This window comes from Pantoea sp. BR_17 (assembly GCF_041955125.1).
Classification (GTDB): Bacteria; Pseudomonadota; Gammaproteobacteria; order Enterobacterales; family Enterobacteriaceae; genus Pantoea; species Pantoea stewartii.
On sequence record NZ_JAVAXT010000003.1, the window covers coordinates 328820 to 343707 of the forward strand.

Here is a 14888-nt window from a genome sequence, read left to right on the forward strand (position 1 = left end):
TGTTGTCGTCCCACACATGAACACGCTGAAACCTTCTCGTTTGTTAAAACGCCTGACAGTGGGATCACTGATCGCTTTCTCTCTCAGCCATGCCGCCATTGCTGATGATGTCAATCTTAAGACCATGATTCCGGGCGTTCCGGATATTGATGCGGAAGCCTACGTTCTTATCGACTACAACTCAGGTAAAGTGCTGGCTGAAAAGAACGCCGATGCACGCCGCGATCCTGCCAGTCTGACGAAGATGATGACCAGCTACGTGATCGGTCAGGCAGTGAAAGCCGGGAAAATTCATCAGGACGACATGGTGACTGTTGGTCAGGATGCCTGGGCAACGGGCAATCCGGTCTTTAAAGGATCATCACTGATGTTCCTGAAACCCGGCGATCGCGTACCGGTTTCTCAGTTAACGCGCGGTATCGTCCTGCAGTCTGGTAATGATGCCTGCGTCGCGATGGCGGACTATGTTGCCGGCAGCCAGGATGCATTCGTAGGGCTGATGAACAACTACGTGAAAGCGCTGGGTCTGCAGAACACGCACTTCCAGACCGTCCATGGCCTGGACGCCGAAGGCCAATACAGCTCCGCCCGTGATATGGCGTTGATTGGTCAGGCGCTTATCCGTGATGTGCCGGAAGAGTATGCGGTTTACAAAGAAAAAGAGTTTACCTTCAACAACATTCGCCAGATGAACCGTAATGGTCTGCTGTGGGATACCAGTCTGTCGGTCGACGGGATCAAAACCGGCCACACCGCAGCGGCGGGCTATAACCTGGTTGCCTCTGCGACAGAAGGTCAGATGCGCCTGATTTCCGCCGTAATGGGTGGACATACCTTTAAGGGCCGTGAAACCGAAAGCAAAAAGCTGCTGACCTGGGGCTTCCGCTTCTTTGAAACGGTTGCACCGTTGAAAGCCGGCAAAGAGTTTGCCTCTGAGCCCGTGTGGTTTGGTAACAGCGATCGCGTACAGCTGGGCGTGGAAAAAGATGCGTATCTGACCATTCCTCGTGGCCGTATGAAAGACCTGAAAGCCAGCTATGTGCTGAGCAATACTGAACTGCATGCGCCGTTGAAGAAAAATCAGGTTGTGGGCAGCATCAACTTCCAGTTAGATGGCAAAACCATCGATCAACGCCCTCTGGTGGTGCTGAACGAAGTCTCTGAAGGCGGCTTCTTTAGCCGTATCGTTGACTACATCAAACTGATGTTCCATCACTGGTTTGGTTAAAGGTGCATGGCGGCGGTTGAAAAACCGCCACCTCGCCCCCATTACAGGTTAATATGATGCTCCCGCTTCGGCGGGAGCCTGTTTTTTAAGTACCGGAGTGATTATGAAAACCAAACTGAATGAACTGCTCGAATTCCCGACCCCGTTTACCTATAAAGTGATGGGGCTGGCACAACCGGAGCTGGTTGATTTGGTGCTTGAAGTGGTGCAGCGCCATGCTCCCGGCGATTACAGCCCTGAGGTGAAACCGAGCAGCAAGGGTAACTATCACTCGGTCAACGTCACCATTAATGCGACACATATCGAACAGGTTGAAACCCTGTATGAAGAACTGGGCAAAATTGAAATCGTGCGCATGGTGTTGTAACACTGTCAGTCATACTGCCAACGGGCCATGTCGGTGCTACCTGCTGGCTCGTTTTTGTTTGCTGACCGCGCCGGTGCGGCGGAAAACGCCTCAGCCTTCCTTTTACGCTCATCATTTCACTTCCGCGCGGCCGGCGTTATACTCAGCCTCTGCCCTCTTAACGGATATTCGTTTTGTCAGCTGAAACGCTCCTTATTCGCCAGCCTGGTTTATGTGACTGGCAGTTAACCTCAGACGCGATGCATCGCTACACCGACCAGCGCGACGCCGAAAGCCGTGATGAAGTCTGGCTGGTTGAACACCCGCCGGTCTTTACCCAGGGCCAGGCAGGCAAAGCCGAGCACCTGTTGATGCCCGGCTCGATTCCGGTGGTACAGAGCGATCGCGGCGGCCAGGTGACCTATCACGGTCCGGGCCAGCAGATCATGTATGTGCTGATCGATGTTAAACGTCGCAAAACCGGCGTGCGTCAGCTTGTCACCGCGTTAGAAGAAACGGTGATCGCCGTACTGGACAGCTTTGGTGTGGCGGCTCGGGCGCGCGCCGATGCACCCGGCGTTTATGTCGGAGAAGAAAAAATCTGCTCGCTGGGCCTGCGCATTCGCAAAGGGTGCTCGTTTCATGGGCTGGCTCTCAATGTCGATATGGATCTCAGCCCGTTTTTGCGTATCAACCCCTGCGGTTACGCGGGCATGCACATGACGCAGTTAAAACATTTTTGCCCGGAGGTCACGCTGGCGGATGTCCGCCCACGGCTTGCCGAGACCTTCGCCCGCCAGTTAGGTTATCAGCAGGTGGAATGGCATGAGGCGGAACCGGCCTTACCTTGACGGTGCGTGCGTATTTACAAATATGTAACTTATCACGCACGTCTGTGGCTGCTTCCTGGCCGCTGAGATGATATAATTTTTGCACTTTTTTCAAATAAAGTTGAAAGCCGCCTTCTCGGGTTGAGTGAGACAGCTTTCAAATCGCAATCCGACCGGAACCTGCTGATTTATGAGTAAACCAATTCAGATGGAACGCGGCGTCAAATACCGTGACGCAGACAAAATGGCGCTGATCCCGGTGAAAACCGTGGCCGTTGACCGGCAAGAAATCTTACGCAAGCCGGAGTGGATGAAAATCAAACTGCCTGCGGACTCCAGTCGTATTCAGGGCATTAAAGCGGCGATGCGTAAAAACGGTCTGCACTCTGTTTGTGAAGAAGCCTCCTGCCCTAACCTTGCCGAATGCTTTAACCACGGTACCGCCACCTTTATGATTCTGGGTGCAATTTGTACCCGCCGTTGCCCGTTCTGCGATGTGGCACACGGTCGCCCCAACGCGCCCGACGCGAATGAACCCGGTAAGCTGGCACAGACCATTGCCGACATGGCATTGCGCTATGTGGTAATCACCTCCGTGGACCGCGACGATCTGCGCGACGGCGGTGCTCAGCACTTTGCGGACTGTATTACCGCCATCCGCGAAAAAAGCCCTAATATCAAGATCGAAACGCTGGTACCCGACTTCCGTGGCCGCATGGATCGTGCGCTCGAGATTCTGACTGCCACCCCACCGGATGTGTTTAACCACAACCTTGAGAACGTGCCGCGTGTATACCGTCAGGTGCGTCCGGGTGCCAACTATGAATGGTCGCTGAAGCTGCTGGAGCGTTTTAAAGAGGCGCATCCTGATGTACCGACGAAATCCGGTTTAATGGTTGGTCTGGGTGAAACCAATGCTGAAATCATTGAGGTCATGCGCGATCTGCGTCGTCACGGTGTGACAATGCTTACTCTGGGACAGTACTTGCAGCCCAGCCGTCACCATTTACCTGTTCAGCGTTATGTCAGCCCGGCGGAGTTCGATGAAATGAAAGAAGAAGCGCTGGCGATGGGCTTTACCCACGCGGCCTGTGGACCCTTTGTGCGTTCTTCTTATCACGCGGATATGCAGGCAAAAGGGCTGGAAGTGAAATAAGCATTTGCCGTTGTGTCAGGTGCAGAAAAAACAAAAACCAGATTGTCCGCAATCTGGTTTTTTTCTGCAGTCAGAAATAAAAAGTAACACTTCTGTCATTCTGACGCGGTCTTACTCTTTATGAGAAACGCGTTCTGCAGGGGTTTCTTCCGCTGAGGTACGTGCTGCACTGGAATCTTCGTCTTTCATAGCCTTTTTAAAGCCTTTGATTGCGGAGCCCAGATCGCCACCCAGAGAGCGTAACTTGTTGGTGCCAAAAAGCAGTACGATAAGCGCACCGATAATCAGCAGCTTGGCAATACTGATACCTTCCATATTTAACCTTATAATCTGACGAATAACGGTAATGACTATTTAGGCGCAGTTTAGGGGCAACCTCAAGCGGAATCTGTAACAGAGTAAGAAAACGCCCGACGCATTTTATGCGCTACGCTTTGCCCGTTCCCCTGCGCCTCGGGGATCAACGCGCCGGATCCAGCTCTGGCCGGGCAAAGCGACGGTTCTCCAGCACCGGCAGCAGAGCCCGCGCCGCCGCAATGCGCTGTGGGTCCAGATCGGCAACGATCAAAGCAGGCGACTCCGCGGCGCGACTTATGGGTACGCCCAGCGGATCGATCACCATACTGTTGCCAATATTACGTACGCCGCACTCGCCCACCGCCAATACATAACAGGTATTTTCCAGCGCTCGCGTTCGGGTGAGTAAATCCCAGTGCATCTCTTTTAGCGGTCCTCTGACCCACGCTGATGGCACGACCAGCACGTCAGCACCATCCAGCACCAGACGTCGTGCCATTTCCGGAAACCGCACGTCATAGCAGGTCATCAGCCCAACGTTCATGCCCGCCACGGGCACCAACGGCGGCACGTCCTGACCGGCCTCAACCCGCGCCGATTCCTGCATTGAAAAGGCGTCGTACAGATGCAGCTTGCGGTATTCCGCCAGAATCTTGCCGTCGCGAATGACTACCAGAACGTTAAAGACTTTATGGCTGTCGCCCGGCACATGCATCCCGAACACGGTCGTCAGCGCCTGCCCCTGGCTGGCGGTCAGTAACTGGGTCAGAAACGGGCCGTTCAGCGGTTGGGCCGCTTCCCGTATCCAGTCAGGGTTGGTCATATCTGTGGCCAGCACGGCCTCCGGTAGCACCAGCAGCTCGGCGCTGGCTTCCCGGGCTTGTGCCATCATGTTTATACAGGCTTGCGCATTCTCCTGCCATTCCCGTTTAACGACAAACTGACCCAGCGCGACTTTCATTCGTCATCCTCCCTGCCGACAGCAGCCCTGCTGTGGCGCTTATAATGGCTGTAAGGCTTTCACATGGTAGCGTGGTGATTCAACATACCCTTCGCGGCCATAAAACTGGTTGGCTTTAAGGCGTGACGCATGACAATGTACTTCCATGCGATCACAGCCATGTTGCGCCGCCAGCGCTTCAGCCTGCTTAAGCAGCGTCTGGCCCACGCCTTTGCTGCGCTCACCATCGGCAATACAAAAATAGCTGATACGGGCAAAATCACCGGCCAGGGCCAGTTGTGGGATGAAGTGCATAGAGAGAAAACCCAGCACCTGATTACCGTGTTCCGCCACCAGCAGCGTTTCACTGGGATCGGTTATCAACTGGGCAAGGCGCTGTTCAATAAACGACTCTGTGCCGCCATAACCTAATTCACTTAACAGCGCGCTCAACACGAAACTGTCCCTGGCCTGGGCGGGGCGAATATTCATCCTGTCACCTCTTCCTCTGCGATGTAGAAAGGTAGTTATAACCCGATCAGCCCGAAAATGCTGCCTCGGGAGGTTGTTATAATTATGTTACAGGAGCTATCTGTGACTGGTAGCGCAATTTATGCGCTGAAATACCGTCCTGACGGCGGATAAGCGGCTGGCTGGATTAAGAAAGGCAGCAGGAAAGCAGCAGTTCGTGAGGTTAAAGTGAGCAACACCGCAAGCAGGGTTCTCGCCGCAGCAAAAATCAGATTAACGCAGGCATAAAAAAACCCGCCAGAAGGCGGGTTTTTAGAATTCTGACTGTTAACTTACAGACTGATAACGTTAGCAGCAGATGGGCCTTTTGCGCCGTCAGTGATTTCAAACTCTACACGCTGACCTTCAGCCAGAGTTTTGAAGCCATTGCTCTGGATCGCAGAGAAGTGTACGAATACATCTTTGCTGCCATCTTCAGGAGTAATGAAACCGAATCCTTTAGATTCATTAAACCACTTAACGTTACCTTTAATCTTAGACATCTATATTACCTTTACATGAAAAATGGACACTAAACTGTGTCGTCATCTAGTACAGCAATTGCTGAAGGTTTTGTCCAGCCTGATTTGATGAAAAAGTGATAAATATCCATTTTATTTACCCTTCGGTGACTTATTCACTGGCGCGGACAGTTAAAACTGCCAGCGCACCCAGGCAAAATACACGTTCCCGTTGTTATAAGTCCCTGGAATATAAGTCATTTGAAAGTTCACCGGGCCGTAACCTACTGATGCCAGAGGTAATATAGCCGGGATGGGATAATATCCCCAGTTATCCCTTGCCGTTACCCCAACCGTATAGCCCAGTCCATAATGAAATGCCTGATTAGTGAGCGGGCGCCAGGTCGCTTCCCAGCCATAGCCTGTAAAGGGTTCCCAATGATTAAAGGAGTCTTTGAACGCCATCGCATAAAGACCATGCCAGTTCCCTTTTTCGTCGTAACGGGAAACGCCACCGCCCGCTCCCCAGGGACGTTCGTTGTAGCGATCAATATGCTCTCTGTCATAGGTCCAACGGTTGTGCCAGGTGATGGCAGGCACATAAAGATCGATGCTCTGCGGTTGTTCCCAGGTTTGCTGAACATTATCGCTAAAGGTGTTCCAGCCGGATTTGATTTGCTGGGTAAATGTGGCGGCCTGGAGGGAAAAAGAGACAAACAGAGCCAAAAAAGGGCCTGAAAAAAGAGATTTATTCACGTCATGCTACCTGTATCGTTTCGATTAAATTCAGTATTCCACACTGAAACTCAGTAACGGAAAAACGCCTCGATCCCGGATACATGTCCCTCTCCGGGTATTTTCAGCATGTAATTATCATTCATGTTACGGAAAAGTGGGGAAATTTTAACGTAAAAAATCTGAACACATCCCAAACGGCAAGGGCAAAGAGCCGCTTACCTGCCCTTCAGCCAGCGAAACAGCAACTTACAGGCAACCGGGCTTACTGAGAAACCCGCTAAAATATGGTCTGCCCCTGTTACACTCCTCTATGAAACCGGGCGAAACCGGGCGCTGATCCTGCTTATGCGGGCTACGAGGGCCTTGATGAGAAGAACAGCGATTGCGGCCACAACATACCTGGGGATGGCACAGCCGGTCGGGATGACGCAGAGATGCAGGCTGAAATACGAAGGGGAAAGAAACAACACACAGGAAAATTTTAGGCATCGGGCACCCGTCTGGATGCCCGTAAAAACACGATCAGAAGATGAGCTTAAACACGCCTGTCAGCGTCAGCAGTCCGACGATAAAAATGATGGCGATGATCCACAAAATTATTTTCATTTCATATCCCTTACCTAATAAAACAATCCCCTGACAGTATAGGCGAGATTTTGCCGTTTGCTTTTTGCCAGCCGTGATCGCATACCGGAAGGCAATAATCGGTTTTAGCGGTTTCTTTCTGTGAGAAGTATCGCATCGCGTGGCTTTAGTGCGGCCTGCCGTTTCGTTTTGCAGATTATTCCTGGCTAAAATTTATGCCGACAGGAAAGCCCGAGAATGTTGACAGTCCAAATGCAGAGCAGGGAGAGACCTTATGAGCAGTATTAATACCAGTATGGGCCGCTACAGCCTTAAGGCAAAGTACAGCGGCGACAAAATCAAAGGTTTTTTCGCCATCAATGATGAAGGCGGCACGCAACTGACCCGACAAGAGTTTGCGGAGCATTACCTTGATGATGTGGTCAACAATGTGATTTATCCGGTTACGGGCGGTAACCGTGAGATTGCCCGCGCACTGCGAGAAGAAATGGTGAAAGCGGGTTTTGAAGATGCAGATTAACCTTTTGGGCCGCCCGTTCTGTGCGGCCCTTTTGTTTTCTACGCTCTGATTTCTATACCACGTAAGAGAGCAACAAACAGCCCACCAGCCCACACACCGAAATAATGGTTTCCAGCGCAGACCAGGAGCGAAGCGTCTCGCCTATCGTCAGGTTAAAATACTCTTTAAATAACCAGAACCCCGGATCGTTAACGTGTGAAAAAATCACACTGCCCGAGCCCACCGCAATGACCATCAGTTCAGGGCTGGCACCGCTGGTCGCAATCAGTGGTGCCACAATGCCGCCTGCCGTAATGGCCGCAACGGTAGCGGATCCGAGTGCAATACGTAACACAGCAGCGATTGACCATGCCATGAAGAGAGGCGACAGACTGGTTGCATGCATCATACCGGCGATGTATTTATCCACGCCGCTGTCCACCAGGACCTGTTTAAAGGCACCGCCGCCGCCAATGATGAGCAGCATCATGGCGATGATCTTGATGGAGTCGCTCAGGGTATCCATGACCTGTTCCATACTGCGACCACGATTCAGACCGAAGGTGAAGATAGCAATCAGCACAGCAATCAGTGTCGCCATGATGGGATCGCCAAAGAACTCAGCATAAGGGAGCAAGGCATGCCCTTTAGGCAGAACCATTTCGGCCACCGCGCGCAGCGCCATCAGTATTACAGGCACAAGCGATGTCCAGACGCTGACCCCAAAGCCCGGCATTTCCGCTTCCGTGAAAGTTTTGGGGTTGTACAGGCCTTCCGGAATCGGTTTATCAATGCCTTTCAGGAAACGGGCATAAACCGGCCCCGCAAGAATCACCGTTGGAATGCCCAGTAAGGTGCCAAACAGCAGCGTTTTCCCCATATCTGCGTTGAACAGCGTCGCAATGGCGGTCGGGCCCGGATGGGGAGGCAGAAAACCGTGGGTTACGGACAGTGCCGCGGCCATCGGCACGCCCACAAACAGCAGCGGGACACGTGCTGATGCGGCGACGCTAAACACCAGCGGCAGCATTAAGACAAAACCGACCTCATAAAACAGCGCAAACCCCACGATGAAGCCGGTCAGCACGAGCGCCCACTGAATATGCCGCGTGCCAAACTTCGCAATCAACGTGGTGGCAATACGCTGCGCGCCGCCGCAGTCGGCCAGCAGTTTACCGAGCATCGCGCCAAAACCCATAATCAGCGCCAGACCGCCCAGCGTGCCGCCCACGCCATTTTTAATTGAAATAATCACTTTGTTGACCGGCATGCCCTGCATCACGCCCACCGCCAGCGCAACCAGAATCAACGCGATAAAACCATTAAGTTTAAAGCGAATCATCAGCAGTAACAGTAATGCCACGCCAATCGCCACATAGAGTAATGGCATAATTTTTCTCCACCTGATGCCCTGAATGATGTCAGTGCCGCTTGGTTATCGTGGTCCCGGAGGACGCTTAAAATCAGGGAAATGTCGTGACATTTATGTTTTGACACACCCTGTTACCGATAACATGTTAAGGGTAACATCCCGACTCGCGCATCACCCCGCCGTGGATGAATTTACGTTTTGCGAAGATGATCAACTTTTTAACCGACCGCTATCAGAAAGTTTCTTGAGGCCTGACGTTGGGTTTTCGTTACACTCAAAGCTTAGCGAAGAGACAAAAGGATGCGCGGGTGAGTGACAATCTGAGTGAGCTGTACAGCAATCAACATACCCTTTTTGGCCGGGGAAGCCTCAGCAAGCTGATTCCTCTGCTGGCTGCCCAACCCCAGGCCACTCTGCTCTTTTGCGGCCGGTCATTTTTGCAGGGGGAAGCTTATGCACGTATCAAAACCACCCTGAACGATCATATTGTGGGTTATGAAATTGTCAGCCATGAGGCTTCCCCGGCGGATATTGATGGCTGGGTCACCCGCTGGCGAGGGCATGTTGTTCGGGTCGTCGCGATAGGCGGCGGAAGCGTACTGGATGCGGCTAAAGCCTTTAGCGCCATGATTCAGCATCCACTCTCCACGGCACGTTATCTGGAAAAAGTCGGCGATACGGCGGTCAACCCGGTTACCCTTCCCCTCATCGCCGTTCCGACCACGGCGGGCACCGGCAGCGAAGTTACCCAAAACGCGGTGGTGACCGACCAGCAGGATATCCAGATCAAAGCGTCGCTGCGTCATCCGGTATTTGTGCCGCAGGTCGCCATCCTGGATCCCGACTTACTCAAAGGCGCCCCCGATACTGTGCTGGCGACCTGCGGGATCGATGCCTTCACACATCTGTTTGAAGCCTACCTGTCTGGCAAGGGCAACCACTTTACCCGTCAGATGGCCTTGAGCGGGCTGCGTCAGTTTATCCAGGCCTGGCCGGCCTTGAACCAGTTGGATGAAACAGGCGATCGGGCGCGTGAGGCGATGATGATGGCTTCCTGGCTGGGCGGTGTCAGCCTGAGCACTGCCGGTCTGGGCGTGATTCACGGTATTGCGGGCGAGTTGGGGGCGATAAAGCCTTTCCATCATGGCGAAGTCTGCGGCAGGCTGTTATTCACATTTCTGGACCATCTGGCCGTGAGCCAGCATCCTGAACAACGTCAGTTGATGGCCGACATGCATCAGCAGCTGTTTGGCACGCACACGGACTCTCCGGCACGTGACCTGAAAGCCTGGCTGCAACGTACCGCGATTACCGCATTCTGGCTGGATGGCCCGACGCTGAGCGAAGCGGACGTGGCCTGGATTCTGGCCCGCGCGAACAGTAAAAACAGTCTGATCAGCTACAGTAAAGATGAGATGCACGACATGCTTGTTCGTGCCTGGACCGTCACCGCGTAGCCCACGGGCGGGCGTTTTGCCCGCCCGCATCAGGCCACTACCTCTGCTGCGCTGCCGCTGTATTGAACGGCGCTTCCCCTGCCAGCATCTGTTCAATCACCTGCAGGACACCTTCCTCATTGTTTCCGGGAGCCAAAAAACGCGCCGTTTGCTTTACCCGTTGCGGCGCATTGCGCATGGCGAAGCTGTACCCGGACTGCTGGAGCATTTCCAGATCGTTACCGCCATCACCAAAGGCCAGCACCTGATCGTGGGAAATGTCCCAGCGCTGTGCCAGCAGGTTCAGGCCATTGGCTTTATGCTGACCGGGCACGATTAAATCTACCGAGCCGTGACCGCTGGATGTGGCTGCTGCCGATCCTGCGTGCAGGCGACCAATATCCGCCATTAAAGGCTCAACGTAATCGTCTGACAGATTCAGCGCAAATTTCAGTATCCGATCGTCAGCCACCTCATCAAGCGTACGTATTGGCTTAAGCCGGTGACAGTAGTGACGCATCTTCACCAGCCACGTTTCATCCATTCCCTCAAAATAATAGGCGCTGTTTCGTCCACAAAGCAGATAACGCAGGTCGGGATAGTGTCCGTTTTTCAACGTATCGAGCACGGCATCAATGTCGCTGCGTGAGAACGCGCCACAGAACAGCTCTTCATCCCTGTCGATAATCAATGCGCCATTTTCAGCGACGAACGCGATCTCGCTGGCGATCTCAGGAAAAAACGACCGCAGTTGGTGGTATTGATTGCCACTGGCGACCACAAACCTGATGTTTCGCTGGCTGAGCTGGTGGTAACAGGCAAGAAAACGGGCGCGGTTGTACTGCTTTTTGTCATCCAGAAAGGTGCCGTCCATATCAACGGCAACCATTTTTACCGTGGTCATCAGAACTCCTTAGCAGGGAAACGTTCAGGATTCACTGTCAGAATAGCCTGATAATGCAGCGCATGTGGCATAAAAAAGGGATGGCATCTGCCATCCCTGTATGGTGATCAATGAAACGCGTTGTTGAGGATGAGTGAGGTGATAATGCCGGTGGCCGCTGCAATCAGCACATAGTTACCATCGATATCCGCCCAGTGCTGCCCTTCCGGTGGCTCTCTCAACCCGCGCTCACGCCAGTCATCGATCCGGTATCTGTCGCCGCAATATTCCCGTGGAACGGGTCGGCCGCGCCGGAATTCATGCCCTTCCCACGCAAACCGATCGTGGTCGTAGTCACGACGCGCATCAGGCGGTGGCGGTCCACCCGGTCCCGGCGGTCCTTCGCGTCGCAGGCCCGGCGGGCCGAAACCATCAGGACCGCGTCCCGGATGATGCCATGGGCCACCAGGACCACCGGGGCCATCCGCCAGTCCCGGCAGGCTGTACAGGGTGCTGTATGCTAAAAGGACACTCACTAAAACTGATTTTATTTTTTTCATGGTACTGCCTCCAGTGTAACGGCGACGACGCGCCGTTATGACTACTATCGGCATGAGGCGTCACAATGAGTATCGCCAAAACTCTTAAAAGTCAGCAGATGAAAGCGCCGTGTCTCAGGACGCGCTGAACGACGCCGCAGGTGGAAGAACAACAGGGGGACAGCAGAGACTCACGCGTAATCAGGCGAGCAGGGTCAGCCCGACCATGATGTTAAACGGCACGAAAGCGCGTCAGCCAGAGGCGCGCGGTCATCGGCAACGTAACGGAATCCTTTCCGATAAGCGGATCAGCCTCAACCGCAGCGCGTTATGCAGGCTGACTCAACACATAATTCAGCCTGCACGCGGCGGTCAACAGGTTCGCGCCTCAGGGAAAGGTATCAGGGGTAACTCAGCATGACGGGCGCATCCGGTAATTTAGTAAACTGGCGGATAATGTTGTGGTAATCCGCGGTAGGATCCAGGTCACTAAACTGCTTTGGATAAAGATCTTTTGCCAGAATTTCCATACCAATAATGTTGTAGGGATGGTTATAAAAGTGGTGATAAATCCCGTAGGTCTTTCCCTGTTTCACCGGCTCAATCTGCGCCAGCCCTGTGCGTTTTAGTAATGTGGTAAAAGTGGTGGCGACATCCTGTTTATTCGCCCCGTAGCCCAGCGGCAACACGTTGCTGTTGGACCGTTTCGAGCCGGTCATGATGTAAACGTCCGGCTTCATGGCGATGATCTTCTCCAGCGACACAAAACCGGCATTACCGGGCAGCAGTGACGAGCCAATATTTTTGCCGCCGACCGCCTCAACCAGCCCGCCCCAGCCGCTGTGAGCGTGGGTAAAACAGCAGCTGTCGCTGTTACCGGCGATAGGTTCAATAAAGACGGTAGGCTTGTTTTTGACCTGATCGATTTTCGTTTGCAGCGCATGCCAGCGCTGTTGATAAAAATCTGTATAGGCTTTCGCCTCCGCTTCACGGTTCAGCACGCTGCCCAGCAACGTTATCCCTGGCACCGTGTTTTGCTTAGGATGCAGTTCGTCATCGACAAACACGACCGGGATATTCAGGCTTTTCAACGTGGTCAGTACCCCAGATTGCATCAGCGCCGGTTTGGCACGCAGTTGCGCAATCATCAGATCCGGCTTCTGCGCCAGCACGCTTTCAAGGTTTACCTGTCCCTGATCGTTGAATCCCATATCCACAATACTGGCAGCCTGCGGCCAGGTTTTCTCCAGTAGCGCCCACGTTTGCGTGTCCTGCTTTTTGGGCAGATTGTTCCAGGCCACGATGCGTTTGAACGGATTATCACGATCCAGCAACGCCAGCGCCATAATGTCGCGCCCGTCCTGCAAAATGATGTGCCGGGGCTCTTTCTGCAGCGTGATACGCTGGCCATCCATGTCGGTGACGGTGACAGGATACGTCGTTGCCGAACAGACGGTTGAGGCCAACAATGTTGCTGCAAAAATACCGAATTTCATGTTTAGTAACCCTGTTAAGGAATAAGAATTATTCTCGTTAACTTTAACATGCAAATTCGTAAAAAATTTAAAACTTTTTTTAACGAATACGTCTGAAGCCGTGAACAGAGGATCGCTGTCCGGCAGAAACACAGGGCGGCGTTGCCAGCCGCCCGTCAGTCACGCCTGCAAAAGCGAATAGAAAATAGCGGAAATGGCAATCAGCCCACTGGCCACCACAAAGACATTACTGAGCTTGCCGCTGTATTGACGCATGGCAGGAACACGATGAATAGCGTACATCGGCATTAAAAACAGAATGACCGCAATCACCGGGCCGCCCAGGGTTTCAATCATGCTCAGAATATTAGGATCGAGCGTCGCCACCAGCCAGGTCGTCAGCAGCATAAAGCCTGCCGTCAGGCGATTCAGCCGCTGAGGCGCAATCGTCTTGCCCCGGCTACGCAGCGCTTTGTTAACGATGCCGTTAAACCCTTCGCGTGCCCCTAAGTAGTGCCCGAGAAAGGATTTAGCGATTGCGACCATGGCGATTACCGGCCCCGTCCAGGCGATCAGCGGCGCATTAAAATGGTTCGCCAGATAGGACAATATCGTAATGTTCTGAGCTTTCGCTGACCGCAGGTCATCAGGGGACAGGCTCAGCACACAGCTGAACACAAAGAACATGACGGTCAGCACCATTAACAGGTGCGCGCAGGCCAGAATCCGTGAGCATTTTTGCTCAGCCTGCGCGCCGTATTCCTGACGTTTGGCCACCGCAAATGATGAGATAATCGGCGAGTGATTAAAAGAAAAGACCATCACCGGCAGGGCCAGCCACAAGGTGCTCCACAGGTTGCCGCCGCCGCTGTGCAACGTTTGCAGTGCAGCGCCGTGCCAGTGAGGAATCAGGCAGACGGCCATCAACATCAGCACCGCGACGAAGGGATAAACCAGCACGCTCATCGCCTTGACAATCATGGTCTGGCCGAAGCGCACCACCGTCATCATGCCCACAATTAACAGCAGCGCCAGTAAGGCGCGCGGGGGCGCAGTCAACCCAAGTTGATTGACCATCAGGCTTTCGACCGTATTCGTCATCGCCACGCTGTACATCAGCAAAATGGGGTAGATAGCAAAGAAATAGAGCAGCGTGATTAACCTGCCTGCGCCAGCTCCAAAATGCTCCTCCACCACATCCGTGATGTCGCCCGCCGGATGACTGCCTGACAGCACGAAACGCGTTAAGGCGCGATGGGCAAAAAATGTCAGCGGAAAAGCCAGCAGCGCCATAATTATCAGCGGCAACAGACCGCCCATCCCCGCATTGATGGGCAGAAACAGGACGCCTGCGCCGATTGCGGTGCCGTACAGCCCCAGCATCCAGACGGTATCCGTTTTACGCCAGCCCGTTTCTTCTGTAATGCGGGCAGATTCCAGGGGGCGGGTGTGCGAGGTTTTCATTAGCTTTTCCAGAGTATGCATCAGCCGCAAAGGCGGCCAGTTGCGGGTAAAAGTGTGGCCGTTCTCAGAGGGAACAGGTAAACGCGGGCGACAGGAATGCCTCAGGCTGCCGCTGCGTAATCGATTGCG

16 protein-coding genes are annotated in these 14888 nt (G+C 53.5%); 6 read left to right on the forward strand and 10 right to left on the reverse strand.

What is annotated here, in order from left to right:
• Positions 1-16 precede the first annotated feature (16 nt).
• From dacA to lipA, 4 genes are all read left to right on the forward strand, one after another.
• Positions 17-1228: a D-alanyl-D-alanine carboxypeptidase DacA gene (gene dacA, locus RAC60_RS07695; protein WP_006118405.1), complete on the forward strand. Its 1212-nt coding sequence runs from the start codon at positions 17-19 to the stop codon at positions 1226-1228.
• A gap of 103 nt (positions 1229-1331) precedes the next feature.
• Positions 1332-1595, forward strand: coding sequence for a DUF493 family protein YbeD (gene ybeD, locus RAC60_RS07700; protein WP_006118404.1), 264 nt, complete (start codon positions 1332-1334; stop codon positions 1593-1595).
• Between the two features lie 173 nt (positions 1596-1768).
• Positions 1769-2425 carry a lipoyl(octanoyl) transferase LipB gene (gene lipB, locus RAC60_RS07705; RefSeq protein WP_006118403.1) on the forward strand — a complete coding sequence of 219 codons (657 nt, stop codon included), beginning with the start codon at positions 1769-1771 and terminating at the stop codon, positions 2423-2425.
• 169 nt (positions 2426-2594) lie between these two features.
• Positions 2595-3560 carry a lipoyl synthase gene (gene lipA / locus RAC60_RS07710; RefSeq protein ID WP_006118402.1) on the forward strand — a complete coding sequence of 322 codons (966 nt, stop codon included), beginning with the start codon at positions 2595-2597 and terminating at the stop codon, positions 3558-3560.
• Between the two features lie 111 nt (positions 3561-3671).
• On the opposite strand, the gene tatE is transcribed toward lipA, so the two are convergent.
• The 5 genes from tatE to pagP form a co-directional block, all read right to left on the reverse strand.
• A complete protein-coding gene (gene tatE / locus RAC60_RS07715) occupies positions 3672-3875 on the reverse strand; it encodes a twin-arginine translocase subunit TatE (RefSeq protein ID WP_006118401.1) in 204 nt (67 codons plus the stop codon).
• Positions 3876-4020: 145 nt separating this feature from the next.
• Positions 4021-4818, reverse strand: a complete 798-nt coding sequence (locus RAC60_RS07720; RefSeq protein WP_375093210.1) for a deaminated glutathione amidase — start codon at positions 4816-4818, stop codon at positions 4021-4023.
• 39 nt (positions 4819-4857) lie between these two features.
• Complete coding sequence (locus RAC60_RS07725; protein WP_033737452.1) at positions 4858-5289, reverse strand: GNAT family N-acetyltransferase; 432 nt, start codon at positions 5287-5289, stop codon at positions 4858-4860.
• 311 nt (positions 5290-5600) lie between these two features.
• On the reverse strand, positions 5601-5810 hold the full coding sequence (gene cspE, locus RAC60_RS07730; protein WP_006118399.1) for a transcription antiterminator/RNA stability regulator CspE: 210 nt from the start codon (positions 5808-5810) through the stop codon (positions 5601-5603).
• A 150-nt stretch (positions 5811-5960) separates the two neighbouring features.
• Positions 5961-6524 carry a lipid IV(A) palmitoyltransferase PagP gene (pagP, locus tag RAC60_RS07735; RefSeq protein ID WP_033737450.1) on the reverse strand — a complete coding sequence of 188 codons (564 nt, stop codon included), beginning with the start codon at positions 6522-6524 and terminating at the stop codon, positions 5961-5963.
• A gap of 841 nt (positions 6525-7365) precedes the next feature.
• Between pagP and RAC60_RS07740 the strand changes: the two genes are divergently transcribed.
• Positions 7366-7611: a hypothetical protein gene (locus RAC60_RS07740; protein WP_006118397.1), complete on the forward strand. Its 246-nt coding sequence runs from the start codon at positions 7366-7368 to the stop codon at positions 7609-7611.
• Between the two features lie 52 nt (positions 7612-7663).
• On the opposite strand, the gene gntT is transcribed toward RAC60_RS07740, so the two are convergent.
• Positions 7664-8980, reverse strand: a complete 1317-nt coding sequence (gntT, locus tag RAC60_RS07745; protein ID WP_110267785.1) for a gluconate transporter — start codon at positions 8978-8980, stop codon at positions 7664-7666.
• 290 nt (positions 8981-9270) lie between these two features.
• On the opposite strand from gntT, the gene RAC60_RS07750 reads away from it, so the two are divergent.
• On the forward strand, positions 9271-10419 hold the full coding sequence (locus tag RAC60_RS07750) for an iron-containing alcohol dehydrogenase (protein WP_375093215.1): 1149 nt from the start codon (positions 9271-9273) through the stop codon (positions 10417-10419).
• 37 nt (positions 10420-10456) lie between these two features.
• On the opposite strand, the gene RAC60_RS07755 is transcribed toward RAC60_RS07750, so the two are convergent.
• The 4 genes from RAC60_RS07755 to RAC60_RS07770 form a co-directional block, all read right to left on the reverse strand.
• Entirely contained in the window at positions 10457-11302 is an 846-nt protein-coding gene (locus RAC60_RS07755) for a Cof-type HAD-IIB family hydrolase (RefSeq protein WP_039342908.1), read from the reverse strand.
• A 107-nt stretch (positions 11303-11409) separates the two neighbouring features.
• Complete coding sequence (locus RAC60_RS07760) at positions 11410-11841, reverse strand: RcnB family protein (protein ID WP_033737446.1); 432 nt, start codon at positions 11839-11841, stop codon at positions 11410-11412.
• Positions 11842-12221: 380 nt separating this feature from the next.
• Positions 12222-13316: an ABC transporter substrate-binding protein gene (locus tag RAC60_RS07765; protein ID WP_375093218.1), complete on the reverse strand. Its 1095-nt coding sequence runs from the start codon at positions 13314-13316 to the stop codon at positions 12222-12224.
• Positions 13317-13475: 159 nt separating this feature from the next.
• Positions 13476-14759 carry an HAAAP family serine/threonine permease gene (locus tag RAC60_RS07770; protein WP_054634333.1) on the reverse strand — a complete coding sequence of 428 codons (1284 nt, stop codon included), beginning with the start codon at positions 14757-14759 and terminating at the stop codon, positions 13476-13478.
• Positions 14760-14888 lie beyond the last annotated feature (129 nt).